The organism is Pseudomonas laurylsulfatiphila, assembly GCF_002934665.1.
Taxonomy (GTDB): domain Bacteria; phylum Pseudomonadota; class Gammaproteobacteria; order Pseudomonadales; family Pseudomonadaceae; genus Aquipseudomonas; species Aquipseudomonas laurylsulfatiphila.
Genome location: NZ_NIRS01000001.1, coordinates 495,431 through 512,088, shown reverse-complemented (window position 1 = coordinate 512,088; position 16,658 = coordinate 495,431). Strand labels below are relative to the sequence as shown.

15 protein-coding genes are annotated in these 16,658 nt (G+C 61.7%); 5 read left to right on the top strand and 10 right to left on the bottom strand.

Annotated elements, in window-relative coordinates:
• Positions 1-61: 61 nt before the first annotated feature.
• Positions 62-1,063, bottom strand: coding sequence for an AraC family transcriptional regulator (locus CD175_RS02330; protein WP_104447502.1), 1,002 nt, complete (start codon positions 1,061-1,063; stop codon positions 62-64).
• A 251-nt stretch (positions 1,064-1,314) separates the two neighbouring features.
• The gene (locus tag CD175_RS02325) at positions 1,315-1,767 is read right to left on the bottom strand and encodes a hypothetical protein (RefSeq protein WP_104447501.1); all 453 of its coding nucleotides are present in this window, start codon (positions 1,765-1,767) and stop codon (positions 1,315-1,317) included.
• 318 nt (positions 1,768-2,085) lie between these two features.
• Between CD175_RS02325 and CD175_RS02320 the strand changes: the two genes are divergently transcribed.
• Together CD175_RS02320 and ppk2 are read left to right on the top strand one after the other, a co-directional pair.
• Positions 2,086-3,807 carry a SulP family inorganic anion transporter gene (locus tag CD175_RS02320; RefSeq protein WP_104447500.1) on the top strand — a complete coding sequence of 574 codons (1,722 nt, stop codon included), beginning with the start codon at positions 2,086-2,088 and terminating at the stop codon, positions 3,805-3,807.
• 58 nt (positions 3,808-3,865) lie between these two features.
• Positions 3,866-4,684, top strand: coding sequence for a polyphosphate kinase 2 (gene ppk2 / locus CD175_RS02315; RefSeq protein ID WP_104447499.1), 819 nt, complete (start codon positions 3,866-3,868; stop codon positions 4,682-4,684).
• Positions 4,685-4,734: 50 nt separating this feature from the next.
• On the opposite strand, the gene speF is transcribed toward ppk2, so the two are convergent.
• Positions 4,735-6,918, bottom strand: coding sequence for an ornithine decarboxylase SpeF (speF, locus tag CD175_RS02310; protein ID WP_104447498.1), 2,184 nt, complete (start codon positions 6,916-6,918; stop codon positions 4,735-4,737).
• 425 nt (positions 6,919-7,343) lie between these two features.
• On the opposite strand from speF, the gene CD175_RS02305 reads away from it, so the two are divergent.
• Positions 7,344-8,126 carry a DeoR/GlpR family DNA-binding transcription regulator gene (locus tag CD175_RS02305; protein WP_104447497.1) on the top strand — a complete coding sequence of 261 codons (783 nt, stop codon included), beginning with the start codon at positions 7,344-7,346 and terminating at the stop codon, positions 8,124-8,126.
• Positions 8,127-8,264: 138 nt separating this feature from the next.
• On the opposite strand, the gene CD175_RS02300 is transcribed toward CD175_RS02305, so the two are convergent.
• The 7 genes from CD175_RS02300 to CD175_RS02270 all read right to left on the bottom strand — a co-directional run bounded on the left by CD175_RS02300 (position 8,265) and on the right by CD175_RS02270 (position 14,582).
• Positions 8,265-9,560, bottom strand: coding sequence for an NAD(P)/FAD-dependent oxidoreductase (locus CD175_RS02300; RefSeq protein ID WP_104447496.1), 1,296 nt, complete (start codon positions 9,558-9,560; stop codon positions 8,265-8,267).
• Between the two features lie 464 nt (positions 9,561-10,024).
• Complete coding sequence (gene chrA, locus CD175_RS02295; protein WP_104447495.1) at positions 10,025-11,383, bottom strand: chromate efflux transporter; 1,359 nt, start codon at positions 11,381-11,383, stop codon at positions 10,025-10,027.
• Between the two features lie 44 nt (positions 11,384-11,427).
• Positions 11,428-11,916, bottom strand: a complete 489-nt coding sequence (gene moaE / locus CD175_RS02290; protein ID WP_104447494.1) for a molybdopterin synthase catalytic subunit MoaE — start codon at positions 11,914-11,916, stop codon at positions 11,428-11,430.
• Positions 11,917-11,919: 3 nt separating this feature from the next.
• The gene (moaD, locus tag CD175_RS02285) at positions 11,920-12,171 is read right to left on the bottom strand and encodes a molybdopterin converting factor subunit 1 (protein ID WP_015095542.1); all 252 of its coding nucleotides are present in this window, start codon (positions 12,169-12,171) and stop codon (positions 11,920-11,922) included.
• Complete coding sequence (gene moaC, locus CD175_RS02280; RefSeq protein WP_104447493.1) at positions 12,168-12,674, bottom strand: cyclic pyranopterin monophosphate synthase MoaC; 507 nt, start codon at positions 12,672-12,674, stop codon at positions 12,168-12,170. Before moaC ends, moaD begins: the two co-directional genes overlap by 4 nt.
• 43 nt (positions 12,675-12,717) lie before the next feature.
• Positions 12,718-13,545 (bottom strand): formate dehydrogenase accessory sulfurtransferase FdhD, encoded by an 828-nt coding sequence (gene fdhD / locus CD175_RS02275; protein ID WP_104447492.1) that lies wholly within the window; start codon positions 13,543-13,545, stop codon positions 12,718-12,720.
• A gap of 146 nt (positions 13,546-13,691) precedes the next feature.
• Entirely contained in the window at positions 13,692-14,582 is an 891-nt protein-coding gene (locus CD175_RS02270) for a LysR family transcriptional regulator (RefSeq protein ID WP_104447491.1), read from the bottom strand.
• A gap of 298 nt (positions 14,583-14,880) precedes the next feature.
• Between CD175_RS02270 and moaB the strand changes: the two genes are divergently transcribed.
• Positions 14,881-15,420, top strand: coding sequence for a molybdenum cofactor biosynthesis protein B (gene moaB, locus CD175_RS02265; protein WP_104447490.1), 540 nt, complete (start codon positions 14,881-14,883; stop codon positions 15,418-15,420).
• Positions 15,417-16,622 carry a molybdopterin molybdotransferase MoeA gene (locus tag CD175_RS02260; RefSeq protein ID WP_104447489.1) on the top strand — a complete coding sequence of 402 codons (1,206 nt, stop codon included), beginning with the start codon at positions 15,417-15,419 and terminating at the stop codon, positions 16,620-16,622. Before moaB ends, CD175_RS02260 begins: the two co-directional genes overlap by 4 nt.
• Positions 16,623-16,658 lie beyond the last annotated feature (36 nt).

Below are 16,658 nucleotides of genomic sequence, written 5' to 3'. Positions count from 1 at the left end.
CGCCATCGCGAGCAGGCTCGCTCCCACATTGGTTCATTGCCATTCCTGAATCCCCGAGGGTTCAGAGCATTGTTGAACCCATCGGCCGCGTTCGCACACCCTTTCTCACGTCTGCAGGACTGATACCGTAGGCGCTCTGGAAATACTGGCAAAACCGCCCGACGTTGCTGAAGCCGTATTGCAAGGCCACGTCTGTCACCGACGGCGCCGCCCCCTGGGACAGCGCGGCAAAGGCGCGCTCCAGGCGTACCTGGCGCTGATAGGCAACGATCGAAGTGCCCATGAAACGCTGAAAACCTTCCTGTAAGGCGCGCAGGCTGACATGGGTCAGTTGCGCCAGTTCCGTGCCGCTGGCCAGGTGGTCGGGGTGCGCCTGGATGTATTCGACGGCCAGCTTCACATGCCGCGGCGCTATCAGTGGGGAAGGGCGCCGGAGGGCCTCGGTGAAGTTGTGCGGCCAGGTTTCCAGTACCGCATCGACCAGCATTTCGCGAAGGCGCGAAGGCATCAGCGAACCGCTGTTGATCAGCAGGTCGAACTCGCTGCCCGTGGCCAGTTCGATCAATGCCCTGATGCCCTGCAAGGCCGATGCCCGCAGATCCACCACCGGTTCGAAATGCACCTTTTGCAGGATGGGTTTACCCAGCAGCGTCGACAGGCGCTCGGTGATCAGCCGACGGCTGATCGAAATCCCGTGCTGTGCGTGGTTATCGACAAAGCGCGCCGAGCGGACCTCGGCCTTGTCGATCGCCAGGCCGATCTGCGCGAAACCTACCGACTCGGTGACATGGTTGAAGATGATCTTGCCGGCGGTAGGAATGACGAAAGTGATTTCATCCAGGGGCGCGGGAAAGTCCACCGTGAAGTCGCCGCGATAGTGCATGCGCCGAAAACTGACACCTTCGTGCCGGCCGTAGACCCCGCCGATGATGATGTTTTTCGGCGGCGGCGGGGAGTCGGCATACAGGTTGCCGAACAGGTTCGAGAACAACGCGCCGAAGTCGTCGCAGCTTATGTCGTTGGACCTGATGATGATTTGCTTGCGCGTCGTGCTTGCGTACACCTGAAGTGTCACCTTGAGCGGATGGGCAAAGCCCTGGTACAGGGAACTGGCGATCGGAGATCGAGCGGATGCGGTTCGGGAAAGCGTCAGGACGTTATCAGTGAGTAATGACAGGTTTGTTACTGGTTGTTACTGGTTGTTGCCGCTGTTGTCGCCGGCCCCCGTTTCCATTCACCGAACACCACCGCTCGCACCGGACAATCGGTGGCACGAGCGGTACCGGGGCGTGGGCTGGCCTGCACTGGCCAGGGCTATTTCACCGGCTCTGTCGCCTTGATATCCCCGCAAAAGATATCGACGTTGCCATCGGTCGCAGCCGTTCGCACGACCACCGAATACTTGCCTTCAAGCAAGGTTTGCAACTGCACTGGCGCGGTTCGGGTAAAAGACCAGCCGCGTATGGGTTGGCGTTCGGTGTTGACGGTGTCGTTCATCGCGTAGGCGACTGACCCGGGTTGCTCGCAGGTGCCGTTATTGATGAACGAATAAAGGCGCAGGGGCAGGGTAACCCCGGTTGGAGCACCGCTGATGAAGAAGCTGAGCCCGGTTTTCTTGTCCCAGTCGGTCAAGGTGACGGTGCCGATCTGACCGGCGTTTTGCCGTGTGGCGACGAGGTTGAGGTTCACGCCATGGTGCGAGGAAGTGGCGCAGCCGAAAAGGCTGGCCGCCACCATGAGTGCTGCCAGAGAGGTCTTGAGCTTCATTGCCAAACTCCTGAGTTGAAGAACTGCAATGGGGGGAATTAGCGGGTATAGCTCAATAATCGCTTTCATGGCGTCGTCCATATAAGGCTTTCCATTTTTGCGCGCAGATGGTGGGGCGTCTGTCTCCTTCTCCAGCCATGTGGCGGCGTAGCTGTGCAAACCGGCTACATTTGTAGTCGAGCCTGCATGGATTGCCTGCGGGCAGGCGCACTTCGATGCCGATGAAGGTCTGTAGTGGTTACGCGTGCAGTTAAAGGATTGTGCGGTCAGTTGAGCCCACTCATCATCCGCACGGACGATTTGTGACTGGAGTGACTGATGAATCAACAAGGCAGCGATCCGCAAGCGCGGAACCCCGGCATTCCACAACGGGGTACCTTGCGCAGCCTGTTGATCCCGGAGTGGCTCGGCAGTTATCGGCCGGACTGGCTGCGGGGCGATGTGGTCGCCGGGCTGACGGCAGCGGCCGTGGTCATTCCCAAGGCGCTGGCGTACGCCACGATTGCCGGCTTGCCGGTGCAGGTCGGGCTGTACACGGTGCTGGTGCCGATGGTGATTTATGCCGTGCTCGGCACATCGCGCCCGCTCAGTGTCAGCACCACGACCACCCTGGCCATTCTCGCAGGCTCCGCACTGGGCCAGATCAGCCCCGATGGCGATGCGGCGACCCTGCTGGCGGGCTCTGCCACGCTGGCCCTGATGGTGGGTGCGATCCTGATCGTCGCGGGGTTACTGCGCCTGGGTTTCGTCGCCAATTTCATTTCCGAACCGGTGCTGGTGGGGTTCAAGGCCGGCATAGGCGTGGTCATCGTGCTCGACCAGCTCCCCAAACTGCTGGGCACCCACATCGAAAAAGGTGGCTTCCTGCACAACCTGGTGGCTACGGTTCAGAGCATCCCTCATGCCGCGCTGCCGACCGCGGCGGTCGGGGTGTTCATGATACTGCTGCTGGTCGGCATGAAGCGCTTTACGCCGCGACTGCCCGCACCCTTGATTGCGGTGGCGCTGGGCATCCTCGGCATGAGCCTGCTTGGCCTGGAGAGTTTTGGTGTGTCCGCCGTTGGCGTGGTGCCGATCGGGTTGCCGGCACCGACCCTGCCGCTATGGTCGCTGGCCGAAACCCTGTGGCCTTCGGCGATGGGTATCGCGCTGATGAGTTTCACCGAAACCATCGCCGCGGGACGCGCTTTCGCCCGCAGTGACGAGCCTGCACCACAACCGAATCGGGAGCTGCTGGCCACTGGCGTTGCCAACATAGGCGGTGCGTTTCTCGGGGCCATGGTCGCGGGTGGCGGGACCACTCAAACGGCGGTCAACCGCCTGGCCGGCGCCCGCTCGCAACTGGCCGCACTGATTACCGCTGCACTGGCATTGGGCACTTGCCTGCTGCTGGCACCGCTCATTGGTTTGATGCCCAATGCCACGCTCGCCGCCGTGGTGATCGTGTATTCGGTGGGCTTGATCGAGCCGGCGGAGTTTCGCGAAATCCTGTCGGTTCGGCGTACCGAATTCGCCTGGGCCGTGGTGGCGATGATCGGCGTGATGCTGCTGGGCACGCTGCAAGGGATCGTCGTGGCGATCATCGTCTCGTTGCTGGCCCTGGCCTATCAGGTCTCGGACCCACCGGTGCATGTCCTCGGGCGCAAGCCCGGCACCAATGTGTACCGGCCGCCGTCTGACGAACACGCCGACGACGAACACTTTGACGGGCTGCTGTTGCTCAGGCCCGAGGGGCGGGTGTTCTTCGCCAATGCCGAGCGCATCGCCGAGAAAATCCGGCCGCTGATCGATGCGGCGACACCCAGGGTCGTGGTCCTGGACCTGCGCAGCGTGTTCGATCTGGAATACACGGCCCTGAAAATGCTCACCAGCGCCGAGCAGCGCATGAGCGAGAAAGGCATTTCACTGTGGCTGGTGGGTATGAGCCCCAGCGTATGGGACATGGTCATCAAGGCCCCCTTGGGCCATACGTTGGGCGAGGCACGCATGTTCCTGAACCTGGAACTGGCGGTTGAACATTACCAGCGCAGTCGACGCTGAATGAACGCGGCCGGGTGCTTTCCGGACGCTGTGTGACGCATTGAAGGAGGTAACGGGCATGGCAAAGAAGAAGGCTGCAACGAAGAGCAAGCCGGTTGAAAGCGGCAAGCTCAAGAACAAAGTGTATCTCGAGGAACTGGCGCGGCTGCATGTCGAACTGGTCAAGCTGCAGGAGTGGGTACAGCACTCGGGCGCCAAGGTCTGCATCGTCTTTGAGGGCCGTGATGGCGCCGGCAAGGGCGGGACCATCAAGGCACTGACCGAACGGGTCAGCCCGCGGGTGTTCCGGGTGATGGCATTGCCGGCACCGACCGAGCGGGAAAAAAGCCAGATGTATGTGCAACGTTATCTGCCGCACCTGCCGGCGGCCGGTGAAGTGGTGATCTTCGATCGCAGCTGGTACAACCGCGCCGGTGTCGAGCGGGTCATGGGGTTTTGCACCGACGAGCAGGTGCGCACCTTTCTCACCGGGGTGCCACGCGTCGAGCAGGCTCTGGTCGAATCGGGAATCATCCTGATCAAATACTGGCTGGAAGTGAGCCCGGAAGAACAGACCCGACGCCTCAAGGCGCGCATCACTGACGGGCGCAAGATCTGGAAGCTGTCACCGATGGACCTCAAGTCCTATAACCGCTGGTACGACTACTCCCGTGCCCGGGACGACATGTTCGAGGCCACCGACACCGAGTTCGCCCCGTGGCGGGTCGCCAACTCGAATGACAAGCGGCGGGCGCGCCTGAACATCATCAGCGATGTGCTGAACAGCATTCCTTATGAAGAAGTACCGCGGGCGAAAGTGAAACTGCCCAAGCGCCAAAGCCCCGGCAACTATCGGGATCCGAACTATCCGTTCAAGTACATTGCGGAAAAATTCTAGAAAGATGCATTGGGCAGGAGCCGGCCTGTGCCAGCTCCTGCCGCATGCCATCAAGCCTTGATCACATACCCATACGCCCGGGTACGACCGCCTTCCTGCTTCAGGTACACCCCTTGCAACTCCGGTGTGAAGCCGGGCAAGCGGTTGATGCCTTCTTCCAGCGCCAGGAAGTATTTCAACACCGCGCCCCCCCAGATTTCACCCGGCACCACGCAAAGCACCCCTGGTGGATAGGGCAGCGCACCTTCAGCGGCAATACGCCCGTCCGCATCGGCCAGCGCCACCAATTCGACGTTGCCGCGGATGTACTCGATTTGCGCTTGCTGCGGGTTCATGGCCTTTTTCGGGAAGTGTTCCTTGCGGAACATGTCCTTCTGCAACTGCTGCACGTTGTGGTGGCGATACAGGTCGTGCATTTCCTGGCAGAGCTGGCGAATGGTGTAGTTGCGGTAGCGCTCCTGATGCTGCGCGTAGATGGCCGGCAGCACCCGGCTCATCGGCGCGTCGTCGCTGATGAAGCGTTCGAAGCGGGCGATCTGGGCGGCCAGGTGGGTCATCTTCGCCCAGTCTTCGGCCGGGGTGAGCAGGAACAGGATCGAGTTGAGGTCGCATTTTTCCGGGACGATGCCGTTCTCGCGCAGGAAGTTGGCGAGGATGCCGGCGTGAATGCCGAAGTCGGTGTAGCTGCCGTCCACCGGGTCGATGCCCGGCGTGGTGAACAGCAATTTGCACGGGTCGATGAAGTACTGCTTCTCGGCGTAGCCGGCAAAGGCGTGCCAGCGGTCCTTGGGATGGAACTCGAAGAAGCGGATGTCGCTGGCGATGTCTTCCGTTGGGTAGTCTTCCCAGGCGCGCCCTTCGATGGTGTCCGGCACGAACGGGCGGACCATGGTGCAGGCTTCGAGAATCAGCTTGCGCGCCTCGATGCCGAACTTCACGCAGTCCTCCCACAGACGCAGGCCGCTGCGGCCCGAGTGAATGCGCGCGTTGACATCCAGCGAGGCGAACAGCGGGTAGAAGGGGCTGGTCGAGGCCTGGGCCATGAAGGCGTTGTTCAGCCGGTGGTGGTTGCAATAGCGGGCCTGGCCCTTGATGTGCCGGTCTTTCTTGTGCACCTGGGAGGCCTGGGAAAAACCGGCCTGCTGTTTGTGCACCGATTGGGTGACGAAGATGCCCGGGTCGTTTTCGTTCAGGTCGAGCAACAGCGGCGAGCAGTCTTTCATCATCGGGATGAACTGCTCGTAGCCGACCCACGCCGAGTCGAACAGGATGTAGTCACACAGCTTGCCGATGCGGTCGACCACTTGCCGGGCGTTGTACACGGTGCCGTCATAGGTGCCCAACTGAATGATCGCCAGGCGGAACGGCCGTGGCAGTTGGGCCTTGTCCGGGGCGACTTCGGCAATCAGTTCGCGCAGGTAGTCTTCTTCGAAACAGTGGGCGTCGATGCCGCCGATGAAGCCGTAGGGGTTGCGCGCGGTTTCAAGATACACCGGCGTAGCCCCGGCCTGCAGCAGCGCGCCCTGGTGGTTGGACTTGTGGTTGTTGCGGTCGAACAGCACCAGGTCGCCCGGGGTCAGCAGGGCGTTGGTCACCACCTTGTTCGACGCCGAGGTGCCGTTGAGCACGAAGTAGGTCTTGTCGGCGTTGAACACTTGCGCGGCGTGTTTCTGCGCCAGCAGCGCCGGGCCTTCGTGGATCAGCAGGTCGCCGAGCTTGACGTCGGCGTTGCACATGTCGGCGCGAAACAGCGTCTCGCCGAAAAAGTCGAAAAACTGTCGGCCGGCCGGGTGCTTGCGAAAGAACTGGCCGCCCTGGTGACCGGGGCAGGCAAAGGTCGCGTTGGCCGCTTCGGTGTACTTCTTCAGTGAGTCGAAGAATGGCGGCAGCAGACTGTCTTCATAGGCCCGGGCCGCTGTTTCCAGTTGGTTGCCATGGTACTCGGCGTTGGCGCGGGTGAGATCGAAAATGCCGTTCACCTGCAGCAGCACGTCCGTCAGGTGCTTATAGACTTCCCGGGGACGGTTGGCGGAATCCGGCGAGGCCACCAGGAAAATCGGAATGTCGAAACCGGTGCGCTGAATGGCACCCAGGGCGCCGGCCATGACGTCATTCACAGACACCACCGCCACGGCGACGTTGGTGAAATCGGTCTGGCTGAGCGCTACCACTTCCCGAGCGTTCTTGAAGCTTGCGGCGGCGCCATCGCTGGCGGCTATTTTCAGGGGTTTCATCGTGGCGTCTCCAGGCGGGCACTCAATTGTCCGCAACTTTTTAAGAGATCAACTTCCGAGGGAGCCTTCCAGTTCCCCTGATCGGAAATCGTGTCACCACTGGTTATAGAGCATATTCCTGATCTGTCAGCCTTTTACCGCGACCTTGCACATCTTGACGCCTCACGACCTGTCGGTCAGGCGTGTACCAGCGCAATGGTGAACGAGACCACGATCATGCACGCAAAGGCAAAATTGATATTCATGAGGTTTCCATCCAGGACATGAGTGACGGCGCCATCTTGAACAGCTCACGGGAAAATAAAAAATTCGCTGTAATGATTTGAAAGATCGAAAAAAATGATACCGGGCCGGTTCGTTGTTTTTGCCGGGGGTTGCGGATACTCTCGTGCAACACGCAGTCACACGCATAAACGGGCAAAAACATGCAAGACAACCATTCTGCTGCCGAACTGCCGTCAGTGCGCCGGCAAAAAATCCTGTTGATCCTCGAGCGTGACGGCAAGGTCATGGCCTCGGAGTTGAGCCAGCATTTCGCGGTGTCCGAAGACACCATCCGCCGCGATCTGGCGGAACTGGCCAGTGCCGGCCTGGTGCAGCGGGTGCACGGCGGGGCGCTGCCGCGGCCCAAAGACACGGGCAAGGACTATTTCACCCGGATCAGCGAAACCGATGAGGTGAAAACCCATCTGGCGCAACTGGCTGCGCAACGGGTGCAGGACGGTCAGATCGTGGTGTTCGATTCCGGCACCACCACCTTGCAGATCGCGCGTTCGCTGCCGACGGACATCGCCATCACCGCGATCACGGCGTCGCCGATGACGGCCATTACCCTGTCCGAATACAAAGGCATCAAGGTGATCCTGGCCGGCGGCCAGCTCAACCCGGCGACGATGTCGGCCAGCGGCCACGAAACCCTGCGGCTGCTGGCGGGCATTAAGGCCGATCTGCTGTTTACCGGGGTCTGCGCGATTCACCCGCAGGTGGGCTTGAGCTCACTGCACTTTGATGAAGTGCCGGTGAAGCAGGCGATGCTCGATTGTGCCTCCCATGTGATTGCCGTTACCACGGCGGACAAACTCGGCGCGGTGGAGCCCTTTGTCGTCGCGCCTTGTAACCGTGTGCACACGCTGATCACCGAGCGGCATGTGGCGTCTGGCAATGTCGAGGATTATCGGGTGTTGGGGGTTGAGGTGGTGCAGGCTTGAGCTTTTTTTTGCTGGTAGATGTGTTGAATGTACCGGCCTCTTCGCGAGCAGGCTCGCTCCCACAGGTGCTGTGCAAATCCTTGTGGGAGCGAGCCTGCTCGCGAAGGGGCCAACACAAACAACATCAATGCAGGGGGCTCAGCGCAATCGCTCAAGCATCTGGTAGTACCACATCCCGGCAGCCAGCATCGGGTTGCCCAGCAGGTCGCCCATGGGCACGCGGATGTGCTGGCAGGCGGCGAAGGTGTCGAACTGCTCCATTTGGCCTGTGATCGCGCGGCTCATGATTTCACCCATGATGTGGGTGGTGGCGATGCCGTGGCCGGAGTAGCCCTGGCAATACCAGACGTTGTCCGACAGCTTGCCCAGTTGCGGGATGCGGTTGATCACGATGCCCATCGCGCAGCTCCACTGGTAATCGATGGCCACGCCTTTGAGCGCCGGGAAGGTCTGTTCGATGCACGGGCGCAGCTCGGCGGCGATGTCGCGTGAATCCTTGCCGCTGTAGTTGGCGCCACCACCGAACAACAGGCGACCGTCAGCGGTGAGGCGGTAGTAATCGAGCACGAAGCGGCAGTCGTAGACCGCCAGGTCTTCGGGGTTGATCTGCCTGGCCAGATCGCCCAGCGGCGCGGTGGTGACGATGCCGCCCATGGCCGGGAAAATCTTGCCCTTGAGCTTGCCCGGTTCCAGCTTGTGGTAGACGTCGCCGGCCAGCAGCACCTGGTTGGCGTCGATGTGCCCGTGGGCGGTGCGTACGCCAGGGCTCTTGTGAAGGCCATCGCCATGGATGATCTCCAGCACTTCGCTGTTCTCGAAGATCAACGCGCCCAGGCTTTCGGCTGCGCGAGCTTCACCGATGCACAGGTTGAGCGGGTGCAGGTGCATGTTGCGGGTGTTCTTGATCGCGCCGTGGTAGAGGTCGCTTTGCAGCAGGTCGCGCACCTGGCTGCGGTCGAGCAGGCTGACTTCATCACCCATGCCACGGCGCACCGCCTCGTCGTAATCCTTGCGCAAGCCGTCCATGTGCGCGGGTTTGTACGCGGCGTGCAGGTGGCCGTGCTTGAGGTCGCAGGCGATGCCGTATTTTTCCACGCGCTGCCGGATGATCTGGTGCCCGCGCCAGCGCAGGTTCCAGATGAAATCGTCGACTTCATCGCCGATGGAGCGGCGCATCTGTTTGCGCATGGCTTCGTCGCCCGACAGGCTGCCGGTGACCTGGCCGCCGTTGCGCCCGGTGGCGCCCCAGCCGATCTTGTGGCTTTCGACGATGGCGACCTTCAGGCCTTTTTCCGCCAGCTCGACGGCGGTGGCCACGCCGGTGAAACCGCCGCCGATGATCACCACGTCAACCTTGTGCCGGCCTTGCAGCGTCGGGTAATCGGTGTCCTGGTTGAGGGTGGCGGTGTAGTAGGAGTTGCAACGTTGTGTCATGTCGGTGTCCACGCAGAATTGGGAGAAACCAATGCCGGTCAGTCGAAGTGCGCAACCTGTAGGAGCTGGCTTGCCAGCGAAGGCGTCGTGTCAGTCGCCATGGTTGTTGGCAGGTACACCGCTTTCGCTGGCAAGCCAGCTCCTACAGGGATTGCATACGCTGAGCAAATGTAGGGATAGCGAAGGAGGGTGCTCGCCGATCAGGCGAGCAGGGCGCTATCCGGCGGACGTGCGGAGTGACGCAACTTGGAACGGCGCAGGGCCATGGGCAGGTTGACGATGCGCTTCATGCAATGCCGTCCGCGGCCAGCAGCGAGGTGGCCTGGATCGAAATGTTCAGCAGTGACGGCAAAGTACGCATGGCGCAGGTTTCCGGCGGCGGAAATCGTCGGTGGCGAGTGGAACAAGCCATCCGGGGGATGGCTGGATACTAGGGAGGATTGGGGCGCGTGTAAATGTTTGATTCAGAACATCAGGTGCACCACCAGACCGATCAACCCGCAGCCGATCAACACCTCGATCACTCCGCGCTTGAACCGCAGCAAGGCAATGCCCGCCACGATGGCGATCAGCAGTGAAGGCCAGTCCAGTGTGCCTTCGAAGCCTTTGGGCCACAGCACGTGATAGGCAAAGAAACACGCCAGATTGAGAATCACGCCCACCACGGCGGCCGTAATGGCCGTCAGCGGCGCGGTGAAGGTGAGTTCGTTGTGCGTCGACTCCACCAATGGCCCGCCAGCGAGGATGAACAGGAACGAAGGCAGGAAGGTGAACCAGGTCACCAGCGTGGCGGCCACTGCACCGGCGACAAAGGCTTGATCCGGCCCGAAGACCTGCTGCACGTAGGCGCCGATGAAACCGACGAAGGCGACGACCATGATCAAGGGACCTGGAGTGGTTTCACCGAGCGCCAGGCCGTCGATCATCTGCGTCGGCGTCAGCCATCCGTAGTGACCGACCGCGCCCTGGTACACATACGGCAGCACCGCATAGGCACCGCCAAAGGTCAGCAGCGCAGCCTTGGTGAAGAACCAGGCCATCTGGGTCAGCGTGCCTTCCCAGCCGAACAGGGCGGTGAGTGTGGCCATGGGCAGCGTCCACAAAATCGCACCGATAACCGCCAGGTACGCCAACTTCAAACCACTGAAGCGGGCGTGTTCAGGGGACGGAGTGTCGTCGTCGATCACAGCCGGGCCGTAGGAGTGTTTCGCCGCGCTGTGGCCACCGGTCCTGAATTTTTCCGGTGCCAGGCGTCCGCCGAAGTAACCGATGACCGCCGCGCCGAGCACGATCAACGGAAACGGCAAGTTGATCACGAAGATGGCCACGAAGGACGCGGCGGCGATGCCCCATAACCAGGCATTCTTCAGCGCCCGCGAGCCGATCCGGTGAGCCGCCTGCACCACGATGGCCGTGACCGCCGGCTTGATCCCGTAAAACAGTCCGGCGACCACGGGCACCTCGCCAAAGGCGATGTACACCCAGGACAGGGCAATCAGGACGAACAACGACGGCAGCACAAACAGCACGCCGGCGATCACGCCACCCCAGGTCCGGTGCATCAGCCAGCCGATGTAGGTCGCCAACTGCTGAGCCTCGGGCCCGGGCAGCAACATGCAGTAGTTGAGGGCGTGCAGAAAGCGCCGCTCGGAGATCCAGCGCCGGCGTTCGACCAGTTCCTGATGCATGATCGAAATCTGCCCGGCCGGTCCGCCAAAGCTGATGAAGCCAAGCTTGAGCCAGAACAGGAAGGCTTCGCGCAGGCTGATGGTCCGGGGCTGGGGCACAGCCTGTTGCGTGATCGGAGAGGGCGTGGGGCTCAAGCGCGAGTTCCTTGTGCAGGCAAACGTTGAGCCCGTGACTGTAGCTATGCCGGAACGCGTTGCATAGCCGCCTCTTGTGACGTATCTGCCCAGCGCTCGACAGCGGATCGGTCGCTGTCCCGGGCATCGACCCAGCGTGCGCCGCCGGCCACGTCTTCGCGCTTCCAGAACGGCGCGTCGGTTTTAAGGTAGTCCATAATGAACGCGCAGGCCTCGAAAGCGGCCTGGCGATGCGGGCTGCTGACGCCGACAAACACGATCGGCTCGCTGATCGACAACGGGCCGATCCGATGCACGATCTCCACGGCCCGCAGTGGCCATCGGCCCCGGGCGTTGTCGATGATCTTCTGCAGCGAACGTTCGGTCATGCCCGGGTAGTGCTCCAGAAACAACCCGGCGACCGCCTCACCCTGATTGATGTCGCGCACGTAGCCGACGAAGTTGACCACAGCACCCACGCCCGGATCGTTGGCCTGCAGGCTGGCGATCAGCCGGCCGACGTCGAACACTTCACGCTGGACCCGAACCGTCATGCCTCAGCCCCCGGTGACCGGTGGAAAAAAGGCGATCTCGTCATAGTCCTCGATCACCCGGTCTGGATGGCACAGCTCCTGGTTCAGTGCGCACATCAGGTTGTTTTCACCGAGCACCTGGCTCCACAACTCGCCGCGAGCCATCAGCAAGCGGCGCACGTCTTCGATGGTCCTGAGGCTGTCGGTCAGGGGCAGTTTTTCACCGCCCAGGTTGAGCTGCTCGCGGTAACGGGCGAAGTAATTGATCAGGATCATTGTGCGTCCTCGAACTTGAAATGACCGGAGCGGCCACCCTGTTTACTGAGCAGGCGGATGTCGTCGATGACCATGCCCCGGTCCACGGCCTTGCACATGTCGTAGAGGGTCAGGGCCGCCACACTGACGGCGGTCAGGGCTTCGAGCTCGACCCCGGTCTGGCCCTCGACGCGGCAGGTGCCGAGGATTTTCACGCTGTCCGGTGCGCAGGCCTTGAGTTCGACATGGATCGAACTGAGCAGCAGGGTGTGGCACAGCGGGATCAGCTCATGGGTCTTTTTCGCCGCCATGATTCCGGCGATCCGCGCCACGGCAAATACGTCGCCTTTGGGGTGGCCGTCGCTTTGAATCAGCTTCAGGGTTTCCGGGCGCATCCGCACCCAGGCCTGGGCCTGGGCTTCACGTTGCGTCGGGGGTTTTTCGCTGACATCGACCATGTTGGCGCGACCCTGGTTGTCGAGGTGGGTCAGGCCGTTGGGCGATGCATTTGAAATGTCTGTCATGGGAGGTTCCTGCGCTGGCCGGCGCGGTGATCAGGTGAAGGCATCATGCCGGGCTGTAAATGCGTGGCGCGTTGCGGTGGGGGACGTGAATCAGGTTGAGGCGATGCTTGATCGCCCATTGCACGGTCAGGGCGGTGGGCGCCGACAGGCTGACCAGCGTGCCGAGCCTGGCCCTGACGGCCTTGTGGATCAGCTCCAGGCTGCAGCGGCTGGTGACCACGGTGAAGCCGCTGCGGCTGTCGATGCCGGCGTGTTGCAGGGCACCGATCAACTTGTCCAGCGCGTTGTGGCGGCCAATGTCTTCGCGGCAGATCAGCGCGTTGCCTTCGCTGTCGAAGTACAGTGCCGCGTGCAGGGCGCCGCTGCTGCGGGCCATTTGCTGGGCCTGTTCGATGCGGTGGCGGATGTCGATGAAGTGCTCGGCGGGCGGCAGGGCAACCGGCTCGAGAATCTCCAGTTTCGGCAGGGCCTGCTCCAGCGCTTCCACGCCGCACAGTCCGCAGCCACTGGTACCCGCCATCTGCCGACGATGGTTCTTCAGCGCCCAGAACGCGCGGCTGGAGATCTGCACGTCGGCTTGAACGGCCTGGTCGAAGTGGGTGAGGCGCAGGTCGTAGATTTCGCTCTGGTCCTCAACGATGTCGTTACTGACGCTGAAGCCTCGGATGAAATCTTCCAGGTTGCCCGGCGAGACCATCATCACGGCCTGACTCAGGCCGTTGTAGGTGATTGCCAGTGCAATCTCGGCGGCCAGCGCTGCCTGACAGACTGTCGCGGCGTTGTCGTATTCGCGAAAGTTCACGCTCAGCGGTTTGGGTGCGGGGGCGTTGGTGTCGCTTCGAATATCGGCTTGATCAACTTGGCACAACATGAAAAGAACCTCGAAGCGCTGAATTGAGTTCAGGCTACGGGTAACTTTTAAAAGCGTCCAATCGCTTGTTCCGATATGCCGATTGGTGATGTCTATCAGGCTGGTCAAACATGTCCGGTTCGGTTTTATATAAAACCGAAAGTTGATCAGTTAGTCCGACTGAATAAAGTTCGTGCTTCGGCGAAACACTTCTCGGCAATCGCCGAACGTGGCTCGGTCTTGCGCATCACCAGGCCCAGGGGCGCGAGTACGCTGGCATCCGGCAATTCGATAAACGACAGGTGTTCGATGGGTTCTTCCAGGCCGCTGTCCAGCGGCATGATCGCGCAGCAGAAACCTTCGTGAATCGCCTGCAGCAACTGGTAGGTCGAATCGCTTTCCAGAATCGGCTGCGGGTCCAGTCCGCGGCTGCGAAAGCTCAGGTCGATGGATTTGCGGTAGTGCATGCCGTTGCTGAGCATCCCCAGCGGCAGTTCGGCGGCGTCCTCCCAGCTCATTTGCGTGCCGTCGAAATGGAAGTGACGGGTGTCGTACAGCAGGCCGACGCGGGTCTCGCCGATCTCGAAAAACTCGAAATAGCTCGGGTTGACGTGGTCGAGGTAGCACACGCCCAGGTCCAACTGATTGTTGCCCAGACCCTCGATGATCTGGTCGGAACTCAGGGACGACAGGCTGTACTTGAGCTCGGGAAAGCTGCGGGACAGGCCCTGGATGTAGGTGACCGGGTTGAAGCTGCTGAGCGGCACCAGCCCCAGGCGCAGGTTACCCACGAGCTGGCCCCGGCACGCGGCGGCCTCGGCGAACAGCCCGTCGTGGGCGGCCAGCAGGGTCCTGGCCCAGGCCAGTACACGCTCGCCGGCCTCGGTAAAACCTTCGAAGCGCTGGCCCCGGGTGACCAGCACCAGGTCCAGTTCATCCTCCAGGTTGCGCAGGCGCATCGACAGCGTGGGCTGGGTGATGTGGCAGCGCGCGGCCGCCTGGCCGAAGTGGCGGGTCTGCTCCAGGGCGATCAGGAACTTGAGTTGTTTGATGTCCATGACGGCACCTGCTGGCGGGGGAGTGAAGGGTTAAGTATTGACTCAGGTGCGCAAGACACAAGGCGAGGCGGAAACGTGAGGTGCGGACGATCTCACTGTCTTTGGCGTGCGTCCAATCACTGTTGTTTAAGGGGTTATCGACGGGCTCTATCGTCGAGAGTGACTTCTGGCTTTTTATATTGATAGAGCGGCTCGATAGTCTGGTTGGTTAGAGTGATTAGACACTCCCGTGATTATCCAATTAGTCTCTGAAAGTTATTTAATTTAGCTATTTAATTCATGCCTGCCGGAGAACCCCATGAGCGTCAAACCGGATGCCTTGTTTATACCCTTGAATATTGCCGTGCTGACGGTCAGCGATACCCGCGAATATGCCAATGACACCTCCGGCCAATTACTCGTCAGCCGTTTGCTGGAAGCCGGCCACACCCTCAGCGAGCGCAACCTGCTCAAGGACGACCTGTACAAGATCCGCGCACAGGTGGCGAACTGGATCGCCAACGACGGCATCCAGGTGGTGCTGATCACGGGCGGCACCGGGTTCACCGGCCGCGACAGCACCCCAGAGGCAGTGGCCTGCTTGCTGGATAAACAGATCGATGGTTTCGGTGAGCTGTTCCGGGCGATTTCGATCCTCGACATCGGCACCTCCACGGTGCAGAGCCGGGCGCTGGCTGGGCTGGCCAATGGCACGCTGGTCTGCTGCCTACCGGGTTCCACGGGCGCCTGCCGCACGGCGTGGGAAGGCATCCTTGCCGAGCAGCTCGACGCGCGCCACCGGCCGTGCAATTTCGTACCGCACCTCAAGCCTGTGCAAGCCTGCGGGACGCGCGGATGAGCGCTTCGCCCTTGATGCCGGTAGAGGACGCCATCGACCGTTTACTGACAATGGCCGAGGCGCAGTGGATTGAAGACAGCGAAGCCGTGCCGCTCAATGCCGCCAGGCAACGGGTATTGGCCAATGACCTGTTGGCGACCCTCGATCTGCCGCCGTGGCCGAACAGCGCCATGGACGGCTATGCCCTGAATGTCGAGGGTTGGGACGGGGAACCGCTGGCCGTGTCGCAGCAGGTGTTTGCCGGTCAGGCCCCCGAAGCCCTGGCACCCGGAACCTGCGCACGCATTTACACCGGCGCACCGGTTCCGGCGGGTGCCGACTGCGTGGAGATGCAGGAGAACACGCAGGCACTGGATGACGGACGTATCCGCTTCAAGCAGCCCCTGAGTACCGGCAGCAACATCCGCCCGCAAGGCCAGGAGAACCGCGTCGGCGATGTGCTGCTGCGTGCCGGCAAGCGTCTCGGCCCGTTCGAACTGGCGGTCGCGGCGGCGCAGGGCTGCACCCATGTGCAGGTGGTGCGCCGACCACGGGTAGCGTTGCTGTCCACCGGCGATGAACTGGTCGAGCCGGGCAATCCCCTCAAGCCCGGCAGCCTCTACAACAGCAACCGTACATTGTTGAGCCATTGGTTGAGTGCCTTGGGTTGCGAGGTCATCGATGCTGGCATTCTTCCCGACGAACCACGCCAGACGCGGCTCAAGCTCGAACAGCTGCAACACACGGCAGACCTGATGCTCAGCACGGGCGGGGTGTCCGCCGGTGACGCCGACTGCCTCGGCCAGGTGCTGCGCGAGTGCGGCAAGCCGTTGCTGTGGAAACTCTCGATCAAACCCGGCAAGCCATTGACCGTGGGCCACTTCGGCCGCGTGCCGGTGATTGGCCTGCCGGGTAATCCGACATCGGCGTTGGTCACTTTCGGCCTGTTGGCCCGGGCTTATCTGTTGCGGATTCAGGGCGTGGAAGAGGTCGAGCCGTTGAGCTTCCCGGTCAGTGTCGGCTTTGCCTGGCCCAAGCCCGGGAGCCGCCGCGAGTACCTGCGGGCGAAACTCGAAGACGGTCGAGCGGTGTTGTATCCGAACCAGAGCTCAGGCGTGTTGCTGGGCGCATGCTGGGCGGACGGACTGGTGGAAGTGCCGGAAGGTTGCACGCTGGGCGAGGGTGATACAGCGCGGTTCATACCCTTCAGCGAACTGTTCTGACACTGCCCCTTGTGGGAGCGAGCCTGCTCGCGAAGA